General features: G+C 64.3%; 13 protein-coding genes. 9 read left to right on the top strand and 4 right to left on the bottom strand.

Annotated features, from left to right (window positions below; translation table 11 throughout):
* Positions 1-23: 23 nt before the first annotated feature.
* From araD to J2X19_RS16385, 3 genes are read left to right on the top strand one after another with little or no spacing between them, the layout of a single operon-like run.
* Entirely contained in the window at positions 24-1763 is a 1740-nt protein-coding gene (gene araD / locus J2X19_RS16395; protein ID WP_310374847.1) for an L-arabinonate dehydratase, read from the top strand.
* An 18-nt stretch (positions 1764-1781) separates the two neighbouring features.
* A complete protein-coding gene (locus J2X19_RS16390; RefSeq protein WP_116607821.1) occupies positions 1782-2492 on the top strand; it encodes a ribonuclease activity regulator RraA in 711 nt (236 codons plus the stop codon).
* A gap of 29 nt (positions 2493-2521) precedes the next feature.
* A complete protein-coding gene (locus J2X19_RS16385; RefSeq protein WP_310374844.1) occupies positions 2522-3505 on the top strand; it encodes a Bug family tripartite tricarboxylate transporter substrate binding protein in 984 nt (327 codons plus the stop codon).
* Between the two features lie 116 nt (positions 3506-3621).
* On the opposite strand, the gene J2X19_RS16380 is transcribed toward J2X19_RS16385, so the two are convergent.
* A complete protein-coding gene (locus tag J2X19_RS16380) occupies positions 3622-4917 on the bottom strand; it encodes a hypothetical protein (RefSeq protein ID WP_310374842.1) in 1296 nt (431 codons plus the stop codon).
* A 1076-nt stretch (positions 4918-5993) separates the two neighbouring features.
* Between J2X19_RS16380 and J2X19_RS16375 the strand changes: the two genes are divergently transcribed.
* From J2X19_RS16375 to J2X19_RS16365, 3 genes are all read left to right on the top strand, one after another.
* Complete coding sequence (locus J2X19_RS16375) at positions 5994-6305, top strand: BON domain-containing protein (RefSeq protein ID WP_310374840.1); 312 nt, start codon at positions 5994-5996, stop codon at positions 6303-6305.
* Positions 6306-6532: 227 nt separating this feature from the next.
* The gene (locus tag J2X19_RS16370; protein ID WP_310374838.1) at positions 6533-8761 is read left to right on the top strand and encodes a PhoX family protein; all 2229 of its coding nucleotides are present in this window, start codon (positions 6533-6535) and stop codon (positions 8759-8761) included.
* 108 nt (positions 8762-8869) lie between these two features.
* The gene (locus tag J2X19_RS16365) at positions 8870-9994 is read left to right on the top strand and encodes an esterase-like activity of phytase family protein (protein WP_310374836.1); all 1125 of its coding nucleotides are present in this window, start codon (positions 8870-8872) and stop codon (positions 9992-9994) included.
* Positions 9995-9997: 3 nt separating this feature from the next.
* Here J2X19_RS16365 and J2X19_RS16360 read toward each other — a convergent pair whose 3' ends face one another.
* Positions 9998-10789, bottom strand: coding sequence for a hypothetical protein (locus tag J2X19_RS16360; RefSeq protein WP_310374834.1), 792 nt, complete (start codon positions 10787-10789; stop codon positions 9998-10000).
* Between the two features lie 47 nt (positions 10790-10836).
* On the opposite strand from J2X19_RS16360, the gene J2X19_RS16355 reads away from it, so the two are divergent.
* Positions 10837-11397, top strand: a complete 561-nt coding sequence (locus tag J2X19_RS16355; protein WP_310374832.1) for a nucleotidyltransferase family protein — start codon at positions 10837-10839, stop codon at positions 11395-11397.
* 40 nt (positions 11398-11437) lie between these two features.
* On the opposite strand, the gene J2X19_RS16350 is transcribed toward J2X19_RS16355, so the two are convergent.
* Positions 11438-11749 carry a BON domain-containing protein gene (locus J2X19_RS16350; protein WP_310374830.1) on the bottom strand — a complete coding sequence of 104 codons (312 nt, stop codon included), beginning with the start codon at positions 11747-11749 and terminating at the stop codon, positions 11438-11440.
* Positions 11750-11970: 221 nt separating this feature from the next.
* On the opposite strand from J2X19_RS16350, the gene J2X19_RS16345 reads away from it, so the two are divergent.
* Complete coding sequence (locus J2X19_RS16345) at positions 11971-13173, top strand: MFS transporter (protein WP_310374827.1); 1203 nt, start codon at positions 11971-11973, stop codon at positions 13171-13173.
* A 28-nt stretch (positions 13174-13201) separates the two neighbouring features.
* On the top strand, positions 13202-14017 hold the full coding sequence (gene dkgB / locus J2X19_RS16340) for a 2,5-didehydrogluconate reductase DkgB (protein ID WP_310374825.1): 816 nt from the start codon (positions 13202-13204) through the stop codon (positions 14015-14017).
* Between the two features lie 4 nt (positions 14018-14021).
* On the opposite strand, the gene J2X19_RS16335 is transcribed toward dkgB, so the two are convergent.
* Positions 14022-14768 carry a metallophosphoesterase family protein gene (locus J2X19_RS16335; protein ID WP_310374823.1) on the bottom strand — a complete coding sequence of 249 codons (747 nt, stop codon included), beginning with the start codon at positions 14766-14768 and terminating at the stop codon, positions 14022-14024.
* Between the last annotated feature and the right edge of the window lie 51 nt (positions 14769-14819).

Raw genomic sequence — 14819 nt, 5'->3', positions numbered from 1 at the left:
TACATTAGTGTTTTAATTATTCCATGACCCCACGCAACTATGAATCCCTGCGCAGCGCCCGCTGGTTTGACCCGGACGATCTGCGCTCCTTCGGCCACCGCTCACGCATCATGCAAATGGGCTATGCGCCCACCGACTGGGTCGGCAAGCCGGTGATCGCCATCATCAACACCTGGTCGGACCTGAACCCTTGCCACACCCACTTCAAGCAGCGGGTCGAGGACGTGAAGCGCGGCATCCTGCAGGCCGGTGGCTTTCCGGTCGAGCTACCGGCGATCTCGCTGGCCGAGGCGTTTGTGAAGCCCACCACCATGCTGTACCGCAACATGCTGGCCATGGAAACCGAGGAGCTGCTGCGCAGCCACCCGGTGGACGGCGCGGTACTGATGGGCGGCTGCGACAAGACCACACCCGGCCTGGTGATGGGCGCCATCAGCGCCGGCCTGCCCAGCATCTACATCCCCGCCGGCCCCATGCTGCGCGGCAACTACAACGGCCAGATCCTGGGCTCGGGCTCGGACGCCTGGAAGCTGTGGGACGAGCGCCGCGCCGGCAAGATCAGCAAGACCGAATGGATAGGCGTAGAAGGCGGCATCGCCCGCAGCCACGGCACCTGCATGACCATGGGCACGGCTGCAACCATGATGGGTATTGCCGAGGCCATAGGCATGACCCTGCCCGGCGCCTCCAGCATCCCGGCGCCGGACGCCAACCACCCGCGCATGTCGGCCGAAAGCGGCCGCCGCATCGTCGACATGGTCTGGGAAGACCTGACGCCCAAGCGCATGCTGAGCCGCGCCTCGTTCGAGAACGGCATCGCCGTGGCCATGGCCATGGGCTGCTCGACCAATGCCATCGTGCACCTGGTGGCCATGTCGCGCCGCGCCGGCCCGGACTGCGCGGTCGGCCTGGACGACTTCGACGCCTTCAGCCGCCGCGTGCCAGTGCTGGCCAACATCCGGCCCAGCGGCGACAAGTATTTGATGGAAGACTTCTACTACGCCGGTGGTCTGCCCGGCCTGATGAACCGCATGGGCCAGTACCTGCAGCTGGATGCGGCCACCGTCACCGGTCGCAGCCTGGGCGAGAACATCGCCGGCGCCCAGATCTTCAACGACGATGTGATCCGCACCCTGGACAACCCGCTGTACAAAGAGGGCGCGCTGGCCGTGCTGCGCGGCAATATCGCGCCCGACGGTGCCGTCATCAAGCCCAGCGCCTGTGCGCCGCAGTTCCTCAAGCACACAGGCCCGGCCCTGGTGTTCGACGACTACCCGAGCATGAAGGCCGCGGTGGAAGACGAGAACCTGGACGTCACCGCCGAGCACATCATGGTGCTGCGCAACGCCGGCCCGCAGGGCGGCCCCGGCATGCCCGAATGGGGCATGCTGCCGATCCCCGCCAAGCTGGTGAAGCAGGGCGTGCGCGACATGCTGCGCCTGTCCGATGCGCGCATGAGCGGCACCAGCTACGGTGCCTGCATCCTGCACGCCGCCCCCGAGGCCTACATCGGCGGCCCGCTGGCGCTGGTAAAGACCGGTGACCTGATTACCGTGGACGTGGCCGCGCGCAGCATCCATCTGGAGGTCAGCGACGAAGAATTGGCCACCCGCCGCGCCGCCTGGCAGGCCCCACCCAAACGTTTTGAGCGCGGCTACGGCTGGATGTTCTCCAAACACATCATGCAGGCCGACAAGGGAGCTGATTTCGACTTCCTCGAAACCACCTTCGGCGCAGCCATCGGTGAACCTGACATTTTCTAACCCATCACGGAGACCACTTTGAAAGAATCCACCCGCGCCCTGCTGGCCAAAGTCAGCACCGCCACACTCTGCACCGCCTTGTTCAAACGCGGCCTGCGCAACCAGTTCATCCAGGACGTGCGCCCGCTGAACCCCAACCTGCCGAACATGGTGGGCGAGGCCTTCACCCTGCGCTACATCCCGGCGCGCGAAGACCTGAACACCATCGAGGTGTTCAAGGACCGCAACCACCCGCAGCGCAAGGCGGTGGAAGAATGCCCGCCCGGCGCGGTGCTGGTGATCGACAGCCGCAAGGACGCGCGCGCGGCTTCGGCCGGCGGCATCCTGGTATCGCGCCTGATGGTGCGCGGCGTGGCCGGCGTGGTCACCGACGGCGGCTTCCGCGATGCGCCCGATATTTCCAAGATCAGCATGCCGGCCTACCACCAGCGCCCGTCGGCGCCTACCAACCTCACGCTGCACCAGGCGCTGGACATCAATGTGCCCATCGGCTGCGGCGATGCGCCGGTGTTCCCCGGCGATGTGGTGGTGGGCGATGCGGAAGGCGTGATCGTTATCCCCGCGCACCTGGCCGACGAGATCGCGCTGGAGGCCACCGAGATGACGGCGTTTGAAGACTTTGTCACTGAGCAGGTGCTGGGCGGCCGTTCCATCCTCGGCCTGTACCCGCCGACCGACGAGCAGTCGCGCACCGACTTCGCCACCTGGCGCGCAGCCAACGGCCGCTGATTCCCATAAATAAAACCGGAGACAAATTCATGACCACCACCCGCCGCACTGCGCTGTTTGCGCTGGCCGCTTTGCCCACTGTATTGCCAGGAATATCCTGGGCCGAAGACTGGCCTGCAGCCAAGCCCATCACCTACGTCGTGCCTTTCACCCCGGGCGGCTCGACCGACATCATCGGCCGCACCCTGGCGCAAAAGCTCGGCGAAGCCCTGCACCAGTCGGTGGTGGTGGACAACAAACCCGGCCAGGGCGGCGGCATTGGCGCATCGTTTGTGGCCAAGGCCGCGCCCGACGGCTACACGCTGTTCGGTGGCACCATCAGCACGCATGCGATCAACGCCAGTCTGTACAAAAACCTGTCCTACGACCCGGTGAAAGACTTCGAGCCGGTATGCCTGGTCGCCACTTTGCCCAACGTGCTGATCATCAATCCGGCGCTGGGTGTGAACACCGTGCCCGAGCTGATCGCGCTGCTGAAGAAAGACCCGAGCAAGCGCCTGTTCGCGTCCTCCGGCGCTGGCACCTCCACGCATCTGGCGGGCGAAATGTTTGCCGACATGATCGGTGTGCCGCTGACCCATGTGCCGTACAAAGGCACGCCGCCGGCGCTGACCGATGTGGCGTCGGGCCAGGTGCCGTTCATGTTCGACCAGATGACCGCCGCGTTACCGCTGGCCAAGGCCGGGCGTTTGAAATTGATTGCGGTGACCACTGGCAAACGCATCGCGCTAGCACCCGAGCTGCCGACCATGATCGAGTCCGGCGTCGCCGGGTTTGAGATGACCTCCTGGCAGGCGGTCTATGCCCCCAAGGGCACGCCCAAAGCCGTGGTCCAGCGCCTGAACGCCGAGATCGTCAAGGCGCTGAAGGTGCCCGAGGTGCAGGCCAAGCTGGAAGGCCAGTTGGGCATGAACATCGTCGGCAGCACGCCCGAAGAATTGGCCGCACACATGGCGCGCGAGATTCCGCGCTGGGCGGCGTTGGTGAAGAAGTCGGGGGCTGAGCCGGGGTGAGGGAGGATGGGCTGATGCCGGGGGTTCGCGCGGTTGCTACGTAGGACATAAGAGTGGCGCAAAAAGGCGTAGCCTTTTGGGCATCCCTTCGATGAAGGGTTGGACGTCACCGTGGCCTACTTGGGTGATTCGGATTGAACCGCTTCATCCTTCTTCTTAACAGAAGCTGCCACAGCGCTGGTAGCTTCCTTCAGAAGTTGCAGAAACTTGTCTCGAAACTCAGGGATGGTTTCAATGGCCTTACGCAGGATCTCCGAATCAATGGCTTCGTGTCCGGGACTTCCATGCGAATTCAGATCTACGAGTCGCAACGGGGCTTCATCTAGTCGAGACAACGCTGAGCCGAATAGGCGGTGTTCAAAATCAGGATCGATGCGAGCAGCTTCTTTGCGATAGCCCTCATAGGCTTTCGCCACAGTTGCCTTGAACGCATAGTCTTCGGCCAAGCGAAATCGCTGACCAATCTGCTTTGTCGCCAGCCAAGCGAACCAGAGAGGCGCCCCAACGCTTAGTGCAGACAGGAGTGCTTGGAATGCGAGGCCAGCCAAGTTCGGATTCGGAGTTTGCAAGGTTGCCGAAAGCACCTCGAGACGGTGGGCACCAATGAACGAGCCTAGAACCAGCGCAACAACGAGCCCAAAGACCCACGCCCACATCGACCATGCCAACTTTCCCGCCCTTTGATCAAAGGCGCCGGCAAGCCCCTTCGTTGTAGTGATCTTGTATGCGTCTTCGCACTTGTCTACTAGCTTTTGGGCTTCTTCCTCAAATTGCTTGGCTAGTCGCGCCGAAGTCTGCGCGTCGGTCCATGCGGTTTCCAGCTTCTGCGTCAATATCTCACCCGAGCTTGCTGAATGCTCTAGTTTTTGTCTAGCTTCAGAAAGCGCTTGAAGATCAATCGGCAAAGAGTCTGCGATTCGATGTGCTGTATTTATGTCGCCAATCTTCCCGGAGAGTTGAGCAAGTTCCGGGTCAATTTGATCCATTTCCGCTGTAGCCGCACGAACGCGCCTAGCGAGCGCGGGCGGAAGTCCTTTGGGGTCAGGAACGACTTGCCATCCAATTGCCGGCAGGATTGCAGTTCTGATGACCTGGAGAGTCGATAGGTATGCAGGGATGGCCTGCCCTCCATTCCCAGTAAACATTTGTGGAACCGTGTTCGCCTGAAGGATTTGGAGTCGGCGTGGAAAGTCCAAAACCATCGGTTCAATGCTTGGATCAATTGACTCGGACTGCGTACTCCGGATGTCCGTAGCGAGCGAGCGGGCGATCTGTGCAAGATCATGTCGAGTCACAGCTGGGCCAAACCATCCCAATCCTTCACATACCGTAGCGTCAGAACCCCAGGCGCCCGCTACCGCAGTCGCGAGAGCGTCGATCGCCACGGCGATTGCCTCCAAAGCGCTATTCATGTTCTATGTCTCCCTACGAACGAAAAATAAATTCTGCACGAGTCGTGATTCGCCGCGAGTTTGCGACGTCTAACCCAATATGTAGAGACATCATCGTGGTCTCCCCAACATCGCATTTGTCGTCTTAACACGGGCCTCAGAATCACCCAGAAATCCAATTCTGGCTTTGGGTTTCTCACGTTTGAAACGAACGGTCAAAGACCATAAAAACTCCAGAAAAACCGGCCAACAAAGCGACGGGCCACTATAGCCCAGCGGAATCTGGCCACTCATCAACTTTCGGTTTCTGTCCTTCAAAAGAAGGAGGTGCGAAATGCTCTGGTTTTTGTAGCTATTTGCGCAGGTACGGTGTGCGCTGGAGGCACTTTTCTCTTAAATATTTCCATGCAAACTTGTGCTGATGTGTGCGGTAGTTGATACCACTCACGCCGCTGGCCGGGTATGCGCCCGACGGCGCAGTGACTTTTCTTTTGCGCAAAAGAAAAGTCACCAAAAGAAAGGCGCCCCCACTGCCTGCGTCCCAGCGCTATCGCGCTGGGAAACCTGCGGTGCTTCGCTTTGGGCGGGGTCTGGCTAAACTCGCCTGCGGCTCAAACAACGCCAGCCCTGATCCGCCCAAAGCTGTGCTCCTCGGCGCATACAGAGGGGGACCCCGGGATCGGGATCGGTGGCGCAACGCGCCACTTCGCGCCTAGGGCGCGATGCCCGGCTTGCCGGGCTGGGTGTCCGCTCCCGCTCCCACGCCGTGTGGCGTCGGCGAGTAGCGCAGGGCTGAGCGGATCAGGGCTGGCGTTGTTTGAGCGCAGCGAGTTTAGCCAGACCCCGCTCAGACCGAGCAACGCAGCGTGCCCGGAGCGCAGCGCAGGGACGACGACTTCGGCTGGCCTTTTCTTTGGTGACTTTCTTTTGGCCACGCAAAAGAAAGTTACTGCGCTGCCGGGCGCACCACCCGGCCGGGGATGCACGAAACACCAACGTACATCCAGAAATAACAAGCCTTTCAGTCCACGACACACAAAGCTGGTCTGCGCTTGGGAAGATCACCCCATCGCAACCAACAACCCAAAGGATTCACCATGACACGCTCTTTCAACCGCATTGCCGCTGCCGCCCTGATCGCCCTGGCTGCCGGCCCTTTCATGGCTGCCCAGGCCGCTACCAGCAGTGACGCCGACCTGGCCAGCGCCGTGCAGTCCAGCCTGAACAATTCGCTGGGCAGCGATGCCAGCGGTCTGACCGTCACCGCCAACAACGGCAACATCACCTTGCACGGCTGGACCCAAGGCCCACAAGAAGAAGCCAAGGCCCGCTTCGTCGCCAGCAAGGTGCCCGGCGTGCACAACGCTTACAGCTCGGTGCGCACTTTCTCCAGCGACAGCAACGAGTAAGCGCCACGCGCCGCTCGGCGCGGCGCAATGATTTCCCCCAGTGTCCCGAACACACGGTGCAGCCGCCGGGCTCACCGTAGCTGCCGGGTTAAGGCCTCTGCCGCATGGCATCCATGCGACAGAGGCTTTTTTTTGCACCAAAGAAAAGGCCACCCACACTGCCACGCCCGTGTCACACAGTCTTTCTAGCATCGTGAAGTTTTGTAAATCCACAGAAAGCTTCCACGATGACCGCATCCCTGCGCCCCGGCGCTGACTCCCACCACGAAGACAGCAATACCAGCAACAACCCCAGCATTTCCAGCCTGATCGACACCCGCCTGAGCCGGCGCGGTGTGTTGCGCATGGGGGTGGGCACGGCCGGGGCCGCGGTGATGGGCAGTTTTGCGTTGACCGCCTGCGGTGGCGGCGGTGGGGATGCTGCGGTGGCGGTGGACTACAAGCTCGGCTTCACAGCGGTCGAGAAGAGCTTGCTCGACGTGGTGGCCGTGCCTTCCGGCTATACCGCCAACGTGGTGTACGCGCTCGGCGATCCGCTGACCTCGGGCACGGCGGCCTACAAGAACGACGGCACCGATACCGACTTCGACAACCGTGCAGGCGACCACCATGACGGCATGGAGTACTTCGGCCTGAACGCCGCCGGCACCGCCCGCGATGCCAACGGCTCCAGCCGCGGCCTGCTGGTGATGAACCACGAGGCGATCACCGACCAGTTCCTGCACGCGGCCGGCACCACCAGCGGCACCCGCCCGGCCAGCGAGACCGACAAGGAGATTCCGGCCCACGGCGTGTCCATCGTCGAGGTGGCGAAGAACGCCTCCGGCGTCTTCGCTTACACCCAGGGTTCGGCCTACAACCGCCGCATCACGCCGCTCACGCCGGTCACCCTGTCGGGTCCGGTCAAGGGCAATGCGCTGGTCAAGACTTTGTACGCGCCCACCGGCCTGACGGCCCGCGGCACCATCAACAACTGCGGCACCGGCTACACGCCCTGGGGCAGCTTTTTGACCGGCGAAGAAAACTGGGCCGGCTACTTCACCCGCGTGTCTGGCGACGACACGGCGCGTGGCGGCGCCACTGCCAAGAGCGTGGTGTCGCTCAAGCGCTATGGCCGCGCGGCCGGCGCCACCAGCCGCCACGGCTGGGAAACCACCGGCAGCGCCGACCAGTACCGGCGCTGGAACATCAGCCAGACCGGCGTGTCCAGCGACGGTAGCGACGACTACCGCAACGAGCTGAACACCTTTGGCTACATCGTGGAAATCGACCCCTACGTGAAGACCGCGGCCATCCGCAAGCGCACCGGCCTGGGCCGCTTTGCGCACGAAAGCGCGTCCTTCGGCAAGCTCACTGCGGGCAAGCCGCTGGCCGTCTACATGGGTGACGACTCGCAGGGCGAGTACATGTACAAGTTCGTCTCTACCGCGCTGTGGGCCCCGGCCGATGCCAACCCCAGCGACCGCATCGCCACCGGCGACAAATACCTGGACAGCGGCAAGCTGTTTGTGGCCAAGTTCGCCGCCGATGGCTCGGGCAGCTGGATCGAACTGAACATCAGCAACAGCACGATTGCCGGCTACGCCACCTATGCGTTTGCCGACCAGGCCGATGTGCTGGTCAACGCCCGCCTGGCGGCCGACGCCGTGGGCGCGACCAAGATGGACCGCCCCGAATGGTGCGCCGTGCACCCCACCACCGGCGAGATCTACTACACACTGACCAACAACAGCAACCGCAAGCTGGAGCCCACCGGCAGCCAGTTCGGCCTGGATGCAGCCAACCCGCGCTCCTACCAGGACGCCAAGATCGGCGGCAGCCTGGGCGCGGCCGGCAACATCAATGGCCACATCGTGCGCATGGCCGAAGCCGGCGGTGAATCGGCCGCTACCAGCTTCACCTGGGACGTCTACCTGTTCGGCGCCGAGGCCGGTGCCGACCTGGCCAAGGTCAATCTGTCGGCCCTGACCGCGTCGCAAGACTTCTCCAGCCCCGACGGCCTGTGGTTCAGCCGCAGCTCGGGCTTCTGCTTCATCCAGACCGACGACGGCTCCTACACCGATGTCACCAACTGCATGATGCTGATCGGCAAGCCCGGCACGGTGGGCGACGGCACGACCGCCACGCTGAACTACACCAAGGCCGACAGCAGCACCGTGGCCGTGACCACCCGCGTCGGCGCCAAGCCTACGGTGGACACGCTGCGCCGCTTCCTGGTCGGGCCCAAGGACTGCGAGATCACCGGCTGCAGCGAAACCCCGGACGGCAAGACCGTGTTCGTCAACATCCAGCACCCGGGCGAAACCATCAGCAAGGCCAACATCGGCGACCCCAGCAAGTTCCTCAGCCATTGGCCTGCGAATGCGGGCTACGGCGCCGGCGGCACCACGACGGCCCGCCCGCGCTCGGCCACGGTGGTGATCACCAAGAACGACGGCGGCGTGATCGGCACCTGAGCCTCTGCCAACTGAGCTATTTCTAGCCCCTTCGCCCCGCCCCGGGCGAAGGGGTTTATCCGACGGCATAAGCATGCCGTCGGATAAACCCCAACCGGCTTGCACACCATGAATCTGCTCTTCCCCCTGGCCGCGCTGGTCGCAGCATGCTTGACCGCCTGCGGCGGCAGCGACGATGCCGAGCCCTCCGTCGCCGCGCTGCGCCTGATCGGCGAGCAAACCATTTCCAACAGCCTGCAGGTGGATGCCACCCTGGTCGGCGGCCTGTCCGGCATTGACTACGACCGCGCCAGCAACACCTGGTATCTGATCAGCGATGACCGCTCGGACAACAATCCCGCGCGCTACTACACGGCCCGGCTGGACTACAGCCAGAGCAGCTTCACGGCGGTGCAGGTGCAAACCTCCGTCAGCCTCAAGCAGGCCAACGGCAGCACCTACCCGAACCGTACTACCGGCGGCCTGGTGGTCGACCCCGAATCGCTGCGCGTGGATCCGTTGAACAACAGCCTGTGGTGGACCAGCGAGGGCGACCGTAGCCTGGGCCTGGACCCGTTCGTCGCCCAGATGGGCAAGGACGGCAAGCTGCTCGCCACCCTGCCCCTGCCCAGCCTGTTCAAGATGAACCCCACAGAGAACAAGGGCTCGCGCAACAACGGCACTTTCGAGGGCCTGAGCTTCGCGCCCGACGGCCAGTCGCTGTGGGTGGCCATGGAGGCCCCGGTCTACGAGGACGGCCCGCTACCCACGCCCACCACTCCGGCCGTCACCCGCTTCACCCGCTATGACCGCAGCGGCACTGTGCTGGGCCAGTACACCTATGCGCTGGATGCGATTCCCGCAGCACCTGCTACCGGCAAGAACGCCGACAACGGTGTGCCCGAGATTCTGGCCATCAACGGCCACCAGCTGCTGGTGCTGGAGCGCGCCGGCGTGCAGGGCGCCGACAACAACTACAAAAACTATGTGCGCCTGTACGAGGTGGACACTGACGGCGCGAGCAATATCCACGGCGTGGCCACGCTAGTGGGCGCCAGCTACACGCCGCTGAAAAAACGCCTGGTGCAGGACATGAACAGCCTGGGCCTGGCCAAGGTGGACAACCTGGAAGGCATGGCCTGGGGCCCGCTGCTGGCCAACGGCCGGCGCAGCCTGGTGCTGGTGTCGGACAATAACTTCAACGCTGCCAGCCAGATCACCCAGTTTCTGGCGTTCGAGGTGCTGCCGAAATAAGGCTTAGTGGGTCGGCGCGCCCTTGCAGATCGACTGCCCCGGGGGCGGTGTCTGTGACCAGCGGTCGCCGCAGACCGCATAGCGCAACTTCTCGCGGCAGACCAGGCCGCTCAGCCCGCTGCTGCATTCGGCAGCCAGGCGTTCGCTGAATACTTCGTCGATGGTCTTGGCTTTGGGCGCAACGGGCTTTTCCACCGCAGCGGGCTCGGGGGCCGGCGCGGCGGTAGCCGCGACCGTCGTGACAGGCACGACGGGACTGGAAGCCGCGGCCTTGGCCGGCACGCGCTTGGCCACTGCTGGCAGCGGTTGGGGGATTGGCAGCGGCGCCGGTATCGATATGGGTTCGGCCAGGGCCTTGAGCGCTTCGGCCTGGGCCTGCTCCAGCCGGGCCGGCATGGCCGCAGGCGCGGCCACGGCCGGTGGGCCGGGCGGCGTGGTGATGGCGACCGCCGTGCTGCGCTGACCCAGCAGTGCATAGCCACCGCCCAGTAGCACGACCGCCAACGCCAGCCCCAGCAGGGCCCAGCTGCGGCGCGGCTTGGCGGCAGCGGGCGCTTGGGCGTGGGGGCTGTCTGCTGCAACGATGGCAGCGGGCGCCGGGGCACCACCGCAGTGGGTGCAGGCCTGGCCGTCGGGGGTCAGCCGATTGCAGATGCGGCACAGGGTCAGGTCCGCAAACGACTGCAGGCAATGGTTGCAGAATTTGGCCCGCGGTCTACATACTTTGTGGCAGCTGGGGCAGGTCAGGTTCATGCGGAAGTACGGGGGATGTAGCCAGGGGCTGGAGTCTCCCATTATTCACACTTGGGCTGGGCCATACTGGTGCTTTCACGTTCCCCGCCATGTCTGCAGATCCCAAAGCACTTCCCGTCGTTATCGTGTTGGCCGCCGGCCGCGGTGAGCGCTTTGCCGCATCCGGCGGCCAGGTGCACAAGCTGGAGGCGCTGCTGGCTGGCAAGCGCGTGCTCGACCATGTGCTGGCCGCGGTGCAGGCCAGCGGCTTGCCCAGCTACGTGGTGCATGCCGATGCTTCGCGCCCCGGCATGGGCGACTCGATTGCGGCCGGGGTGCGGGCCACGGCCGATGCGCCCGGCTGGCTGATCCTGCCCGGCGATCTGCCGCTGCTGCGCAGCGAGACCTTGCGGGCGATTGCGTTGGCGCCGCCGGCGGCCGTCACGCTGCCGCAGTACCAGGGCCAGCGCGGCCATCCCGTGCGCTTTGCCGCGGCCTGTGGGCCCCAGCTGCTGGAATTAAAGGGGAATCAGGGCGCAGCGCAGATAGTGCGGGCGCAAGCTGCTATGCATTCCGTAGCAGTGATGGAGGTGGATGACCGGGGGTGCGTCACCGACATCGACACGTTGGACGATTTGCTGCGCGCCGAGCAGTGGCTGGCGCAGCAGTAGCCGGGCAGCGGATGGCTTATCCGCCGCCGGCGTACAGGTCTTACTCGTTGCTGTCGCTGGAGAAGGTGCGCACGGCGCTGTAAGCGTTGTGCACGCCGGGCACCTTGCTGGCGACGAAGCGGGCCTTGGCTTCTTCTTGCGGGCCTTGGGTCCAGCCGTGCAAGGTGATGTTGCCGTTGTTGGCGGTGACGGTCAGGCCGCTGGCATCGCTGCCCAGCGAATTGTTCAGACTGGACTGCACGGCGCTGGCCAAGTCAGCGTCATTGGAGGTAGCGGCTTGGGCAGCCATGAAAGGGCCGGCGGCCAGGGCGATCAGAGCGGCAGCGGCGATGCGGTTGAAAGAGCGTGTCATGGTGAATCCTTTGGGTTGTTTGTTGCGATGGGGTGATCTTCCCAAGCGGGGGCCAATGCTGTGTGTCGTGGACATACCTGCTGTGTTGCAACTGCAATCCAGGCCGACATGTAGCGCATCGCATTGTTGATATGGAATCAATAGTATTTTGAGGATTGCAGGGTTTTTCTGCAAAGACATAGTCGCCACACTCCTGCCTAACCCATACAGGAGTGTTTTCCATGCCTATTGCCTTGCTCGCGCTGACCCTCAGCGCTTTCGCCATCGGGACGACCGAGTTCGTCATCGTCGGCCTGCTGCCTACGGTGGCCGCCGACCTGGCCATCAGCCTGCCCTCGGCCGGCCTGCTGGTCAGCCTCTACGCGCTGGGCGTCGCCATCGGCGCGCCGGTGCTCACCGCGCTCACCGGCAAGCTGCCGCGCAAAGCCTTGCTGCTGTCGCTGATGGTGGCGTTTACCGCCGGCAATCTGCTGGCCTGGCTAGCGCCCAGCTACGGGTCGCTGGTGGCGGCGCGCATCCTCACCGGGCTGGCGCACGGCGTGTTCTTCTCGATAGGCTCGACCATCGCCACCAGCCTGGTGCCTAAGGAAAAAGCCGCCAGCGCCATCGCCACCATGTTCACCGGCCTTACCGTGGCCCTGGTCACCGGCGTGCCGCTGGGCACCTTCATCGGCCAGCACTTTGGCTGGCGCGAAACCTTTCTGGCCGTGTCGGCGCTGGGCGTAGTGGCCTTCATCGGCAGCTGGCTGTTTGTGCCGAACAACATCCGCCATGCCGCGCCGGCCTCGCTGCTGCAGCAGGCCAAGGTGCTGGCTGAGCCGCGCCTCCTGCTGGTCTACGCCAAGACGGCGATTGGCTATGGCGGCACTTTCATCCCGTTCACCTTTCTGGCGCCTATCCTGACCGACATCTCTGGCTTCAGCGCCGGGGCGGTGGGCTGGGTGATGCTGGTCTACGGCGTGTCGGTGGCGGTGGGCAATATCTGGGGCGGCAAGCTGGCCGACCGGCTCGGCCCCATCCCCGCGCTGCGCATTATTTTTGCGCTGCTGGCGGCCGTGCTTTTGCTGCTGACTTTCACCGCGCCGCACAAATGGCTGGCGCTGCTGACTGTGCTGCTGTGGGGCGCGGTGGCCTTTGGCAACGTGCCCGGCCTGCAGGTGTATGTGGTCAAGCAGGCCGAGCGCTTTGCGCCGCAGGCGGTGGACGTGGCCTCGGGCCTGAACATCGCCGCCTTCAACCTCGGCATTGCTGGCGCCGCCTGGGCTGGAGGCCTGATCGTTACGCACTTGGGGCTGATCCACACCCCATGGATAGGCGCGCTGGTGGTGCTGGTCTCGCTGGCACTTACCCAGTGGAGCGGCGTACTCGACCGGCGCCAGGGCATTCCACACCGCAGCGGCACCGTGGTGCCGGTAGGCCATTGATTTTTTCACTGAACTTCAAGGATTCAACATGAGCAACACACACAGCATTCCGGCCTTCGGCCTGGGCACCTTCCGCCTGCAAGGCCAGGTCGTTATCGACTCGGTAAAGAACGGCCTGGACCTCGGCTACCGCGCCATCGACACCGCGCAGATCTACGGCAACGAGGCCGAGGTCGGCCAGGCGATGGCCGAGAGCGGCGTGGCCCGCAAAGACCTGTTTATCACCACCAAGATCTGGGTGGAAAACTACGCCCAGGACAAGCTGCTGCCCAGCCTGCAAGCCAGCCTGGCCAAGCTGCGTACCGAGCAGGTGGACTTGACCCTGATCCACTGGCCGTCGCCCGGCAATGCGGTGCCGGTGGCCGAGTTCATGGCCGCGCTGCTGGATGCCAAGCGCCAGGGCCTGACGCGGCAGATCGGGGTGTCCAACTTCAACATCGATCTGGTGCAGCAGGCCATCGCCGCCGTCGGCGCCAGCGAGATCGCCACGAACCAGATCGAGCTGCACCCGTATCTGCAGAACCGCAAAGTTGCCGAGTTTGCGCGCAGCCAGGGTATCGCCATCACCTCGTACATGACCTTGGCCTACGGCAAGGTGTTGCACGATCCGGTGGTTCAAGCGATTGCCCACAGCCACGCGGCGACGCCGGCGCAGGTGGTGCTGGCCTGGGCCATGCAGCTGGGCTATGCGGTGATTCCCTCGTCGACAAAGCGTGCCAATCTGCAGAGCAATTTGCTGGCCCCACAACTCAAACTCAGCGATGTCGAGATGGCGCAGATCGCCGCACTGGACCGCGGCGAGCGCCTGACCAGCCCCGAAGGCCTGGCGCCGATCTGGGACTGAGGTCTTAGCGCAGGTACCCGGTCCGCAGCGCCTGCGCCCATTCGGGCCGGCCGCGTTGCTGCGCCAGCTGGGCCATGGCCTCATGGTCATAGGGCACCGACAGCAGGGCGGCGGTCCAGCCACCACCGGGCAGGCGCTCGAGCATCGCGTAGCGTGCATCGGGCGAGCCGGTTTCCACCACATGGGGCTCGGGTAGTTCGTCGTCGTACGCGCCCAGGCCTACGCTGCCGGGGTTGACTAGCAGCTGGCCACGGCCACTGCGCACTGCGCGCGGAATATGGGTGTGGCCGCAGGCCACCAGGCCGGCGCTTTCATCGCCCAGGCGCAGCGCAACTTCGGCCGGCGTGGCGGCGCGGGTCTGGCCTTGGCCGGGCACCAGGGTTTCCAGAAAGTATTCGACATCGCTGCGGGGCGTGCCGTGGCACAGAAAAATGCCACCGTCCAGCCGCGTTGTGGCGGGCAGCCCGCGCAGCCAGTCCAGCTCCGGCGCCGTCAGCTGGGCCAGCGCATAGGCGTCGGACGCGCCTATGCGTTCGGGGCCGTGGGTCAGGATTTGGCGCTCGTGGTTGCCGGCCAGGCTGAGCCAGCCTTCGGCCATCAGGAACTGCGCAGTCTCGCGCGGCAGCAGCGGTCCCGACAGGCTATCGCCCAGGTTCACCACCTGGTCGGCGCCGCGCCGGCGGATGTCGGCCGCCACCGCTTCGAGGGCGGCCAGGTTGCCGTGGATGTCGGTGACGATGGCGAGTTTCATGGGGCTTGGTTATTGACGGAGCAAACCACTATAGCCCGGCAGTCCCCGCAA

Source organism: Rhodoferax ferrireducens (assembly GCF_031458075.1).
GTDB classification, from domain to species: domain Bacteria; phylum Pseudomonadota; class Gammaproteobacteria; order Burkholderiales; family Burkholderiaceae_C; genus Rhodoferax_B; species Rhodoferax_B ferrireducens_A.
This window is presented reverse-complemented; position numbering and strand designations above follow the sequence as displayed.

Bases quoted from the DNA above. Each gene is read 5' to 3' on its own strand.
- araD (WP_310374847.1), top strand. From the start codon at position 24: ATGACCCCACGCAACTATGAATCCCTGCGCAGCGCCCGCTGGTTTGAC.
- J2X19_RS16385 (WP_310374844.1), top strand. From the start codon at position 2,522: ATGACCACCACCCGCCGCACTGCGCTGTTTGCGCTGGCCGCTTTGCCC.
- J2X19_RS16380 (WP_310374842.1), bottom strand. From the start codon at position 4,917: ATGAATAGCGCTTTGGAGGCAATCGCCGTGGCGATCGACGCTCTCGCG.
- J2X19_RS16375 (WP_310374840.1), top strand. From the start codon at position 5,994: ATGACACGCTCTTTCAACCGCATTGCCGCTGCCGCCCTGATCGCCCTG.
- J2X19_RS16370 (WP_310374838.1), top strand. From the start codon at position 6,533: ATGACCGCATCCCTGCGCCCCGGCGCTGACTCCCACCACGAAGACAGC.
- J2X19_RS16365 (WP_310374836.1), top strand. From the start codon at position 8,870: ATGAATCTGCTCTTCCCCCTGGCCGCGCTGGTCGCAGCATGCTTGACC.
- J2X19_RS16360 (WP_310374834.1), bottom strand. From the start codon at position 10,789: ATGGGAGACTCCAGCCCCTGGCTACATCCCCCGTACTTCCGCATGAAC.
- J2X19_RS16355 (WP_310374832.1), top strand. From the start codon at position 10,837: ATGTCTGCAGATCCCAAAGCACTTCCCGTCGTTATCGTGTTGGCCGCC.
- J2X19_RS16350 (WP_310374830.1), bottom strand. From the start codon at position 11,749: ATGACACGCTCTTTCAACCGCATCGCCGCTGCCGCTCTGATCGCCCTG.
- J2X19_RS16345 (WP_310374827.1), top strand. From the start codon at position 11,971: ATGCCTATTGCCTTGCTCGCGCTGACCCTCAGCGCTTTCGCCATCGGG.
- dkgB (WP_310374825.1), top strand. From the start codon at position 13,202: ATGAGCAACACACACAGCATTCCGGCCTTCGGCCTGGGCACCTTCCGC.
- J2X19_RS16335 (WP_310374823.1), bottom strand. From the start codon at position 14,768: ATGAAACTCGCCATCGTCACCGACATCCACGGCAACCTGGCCGCCCTC.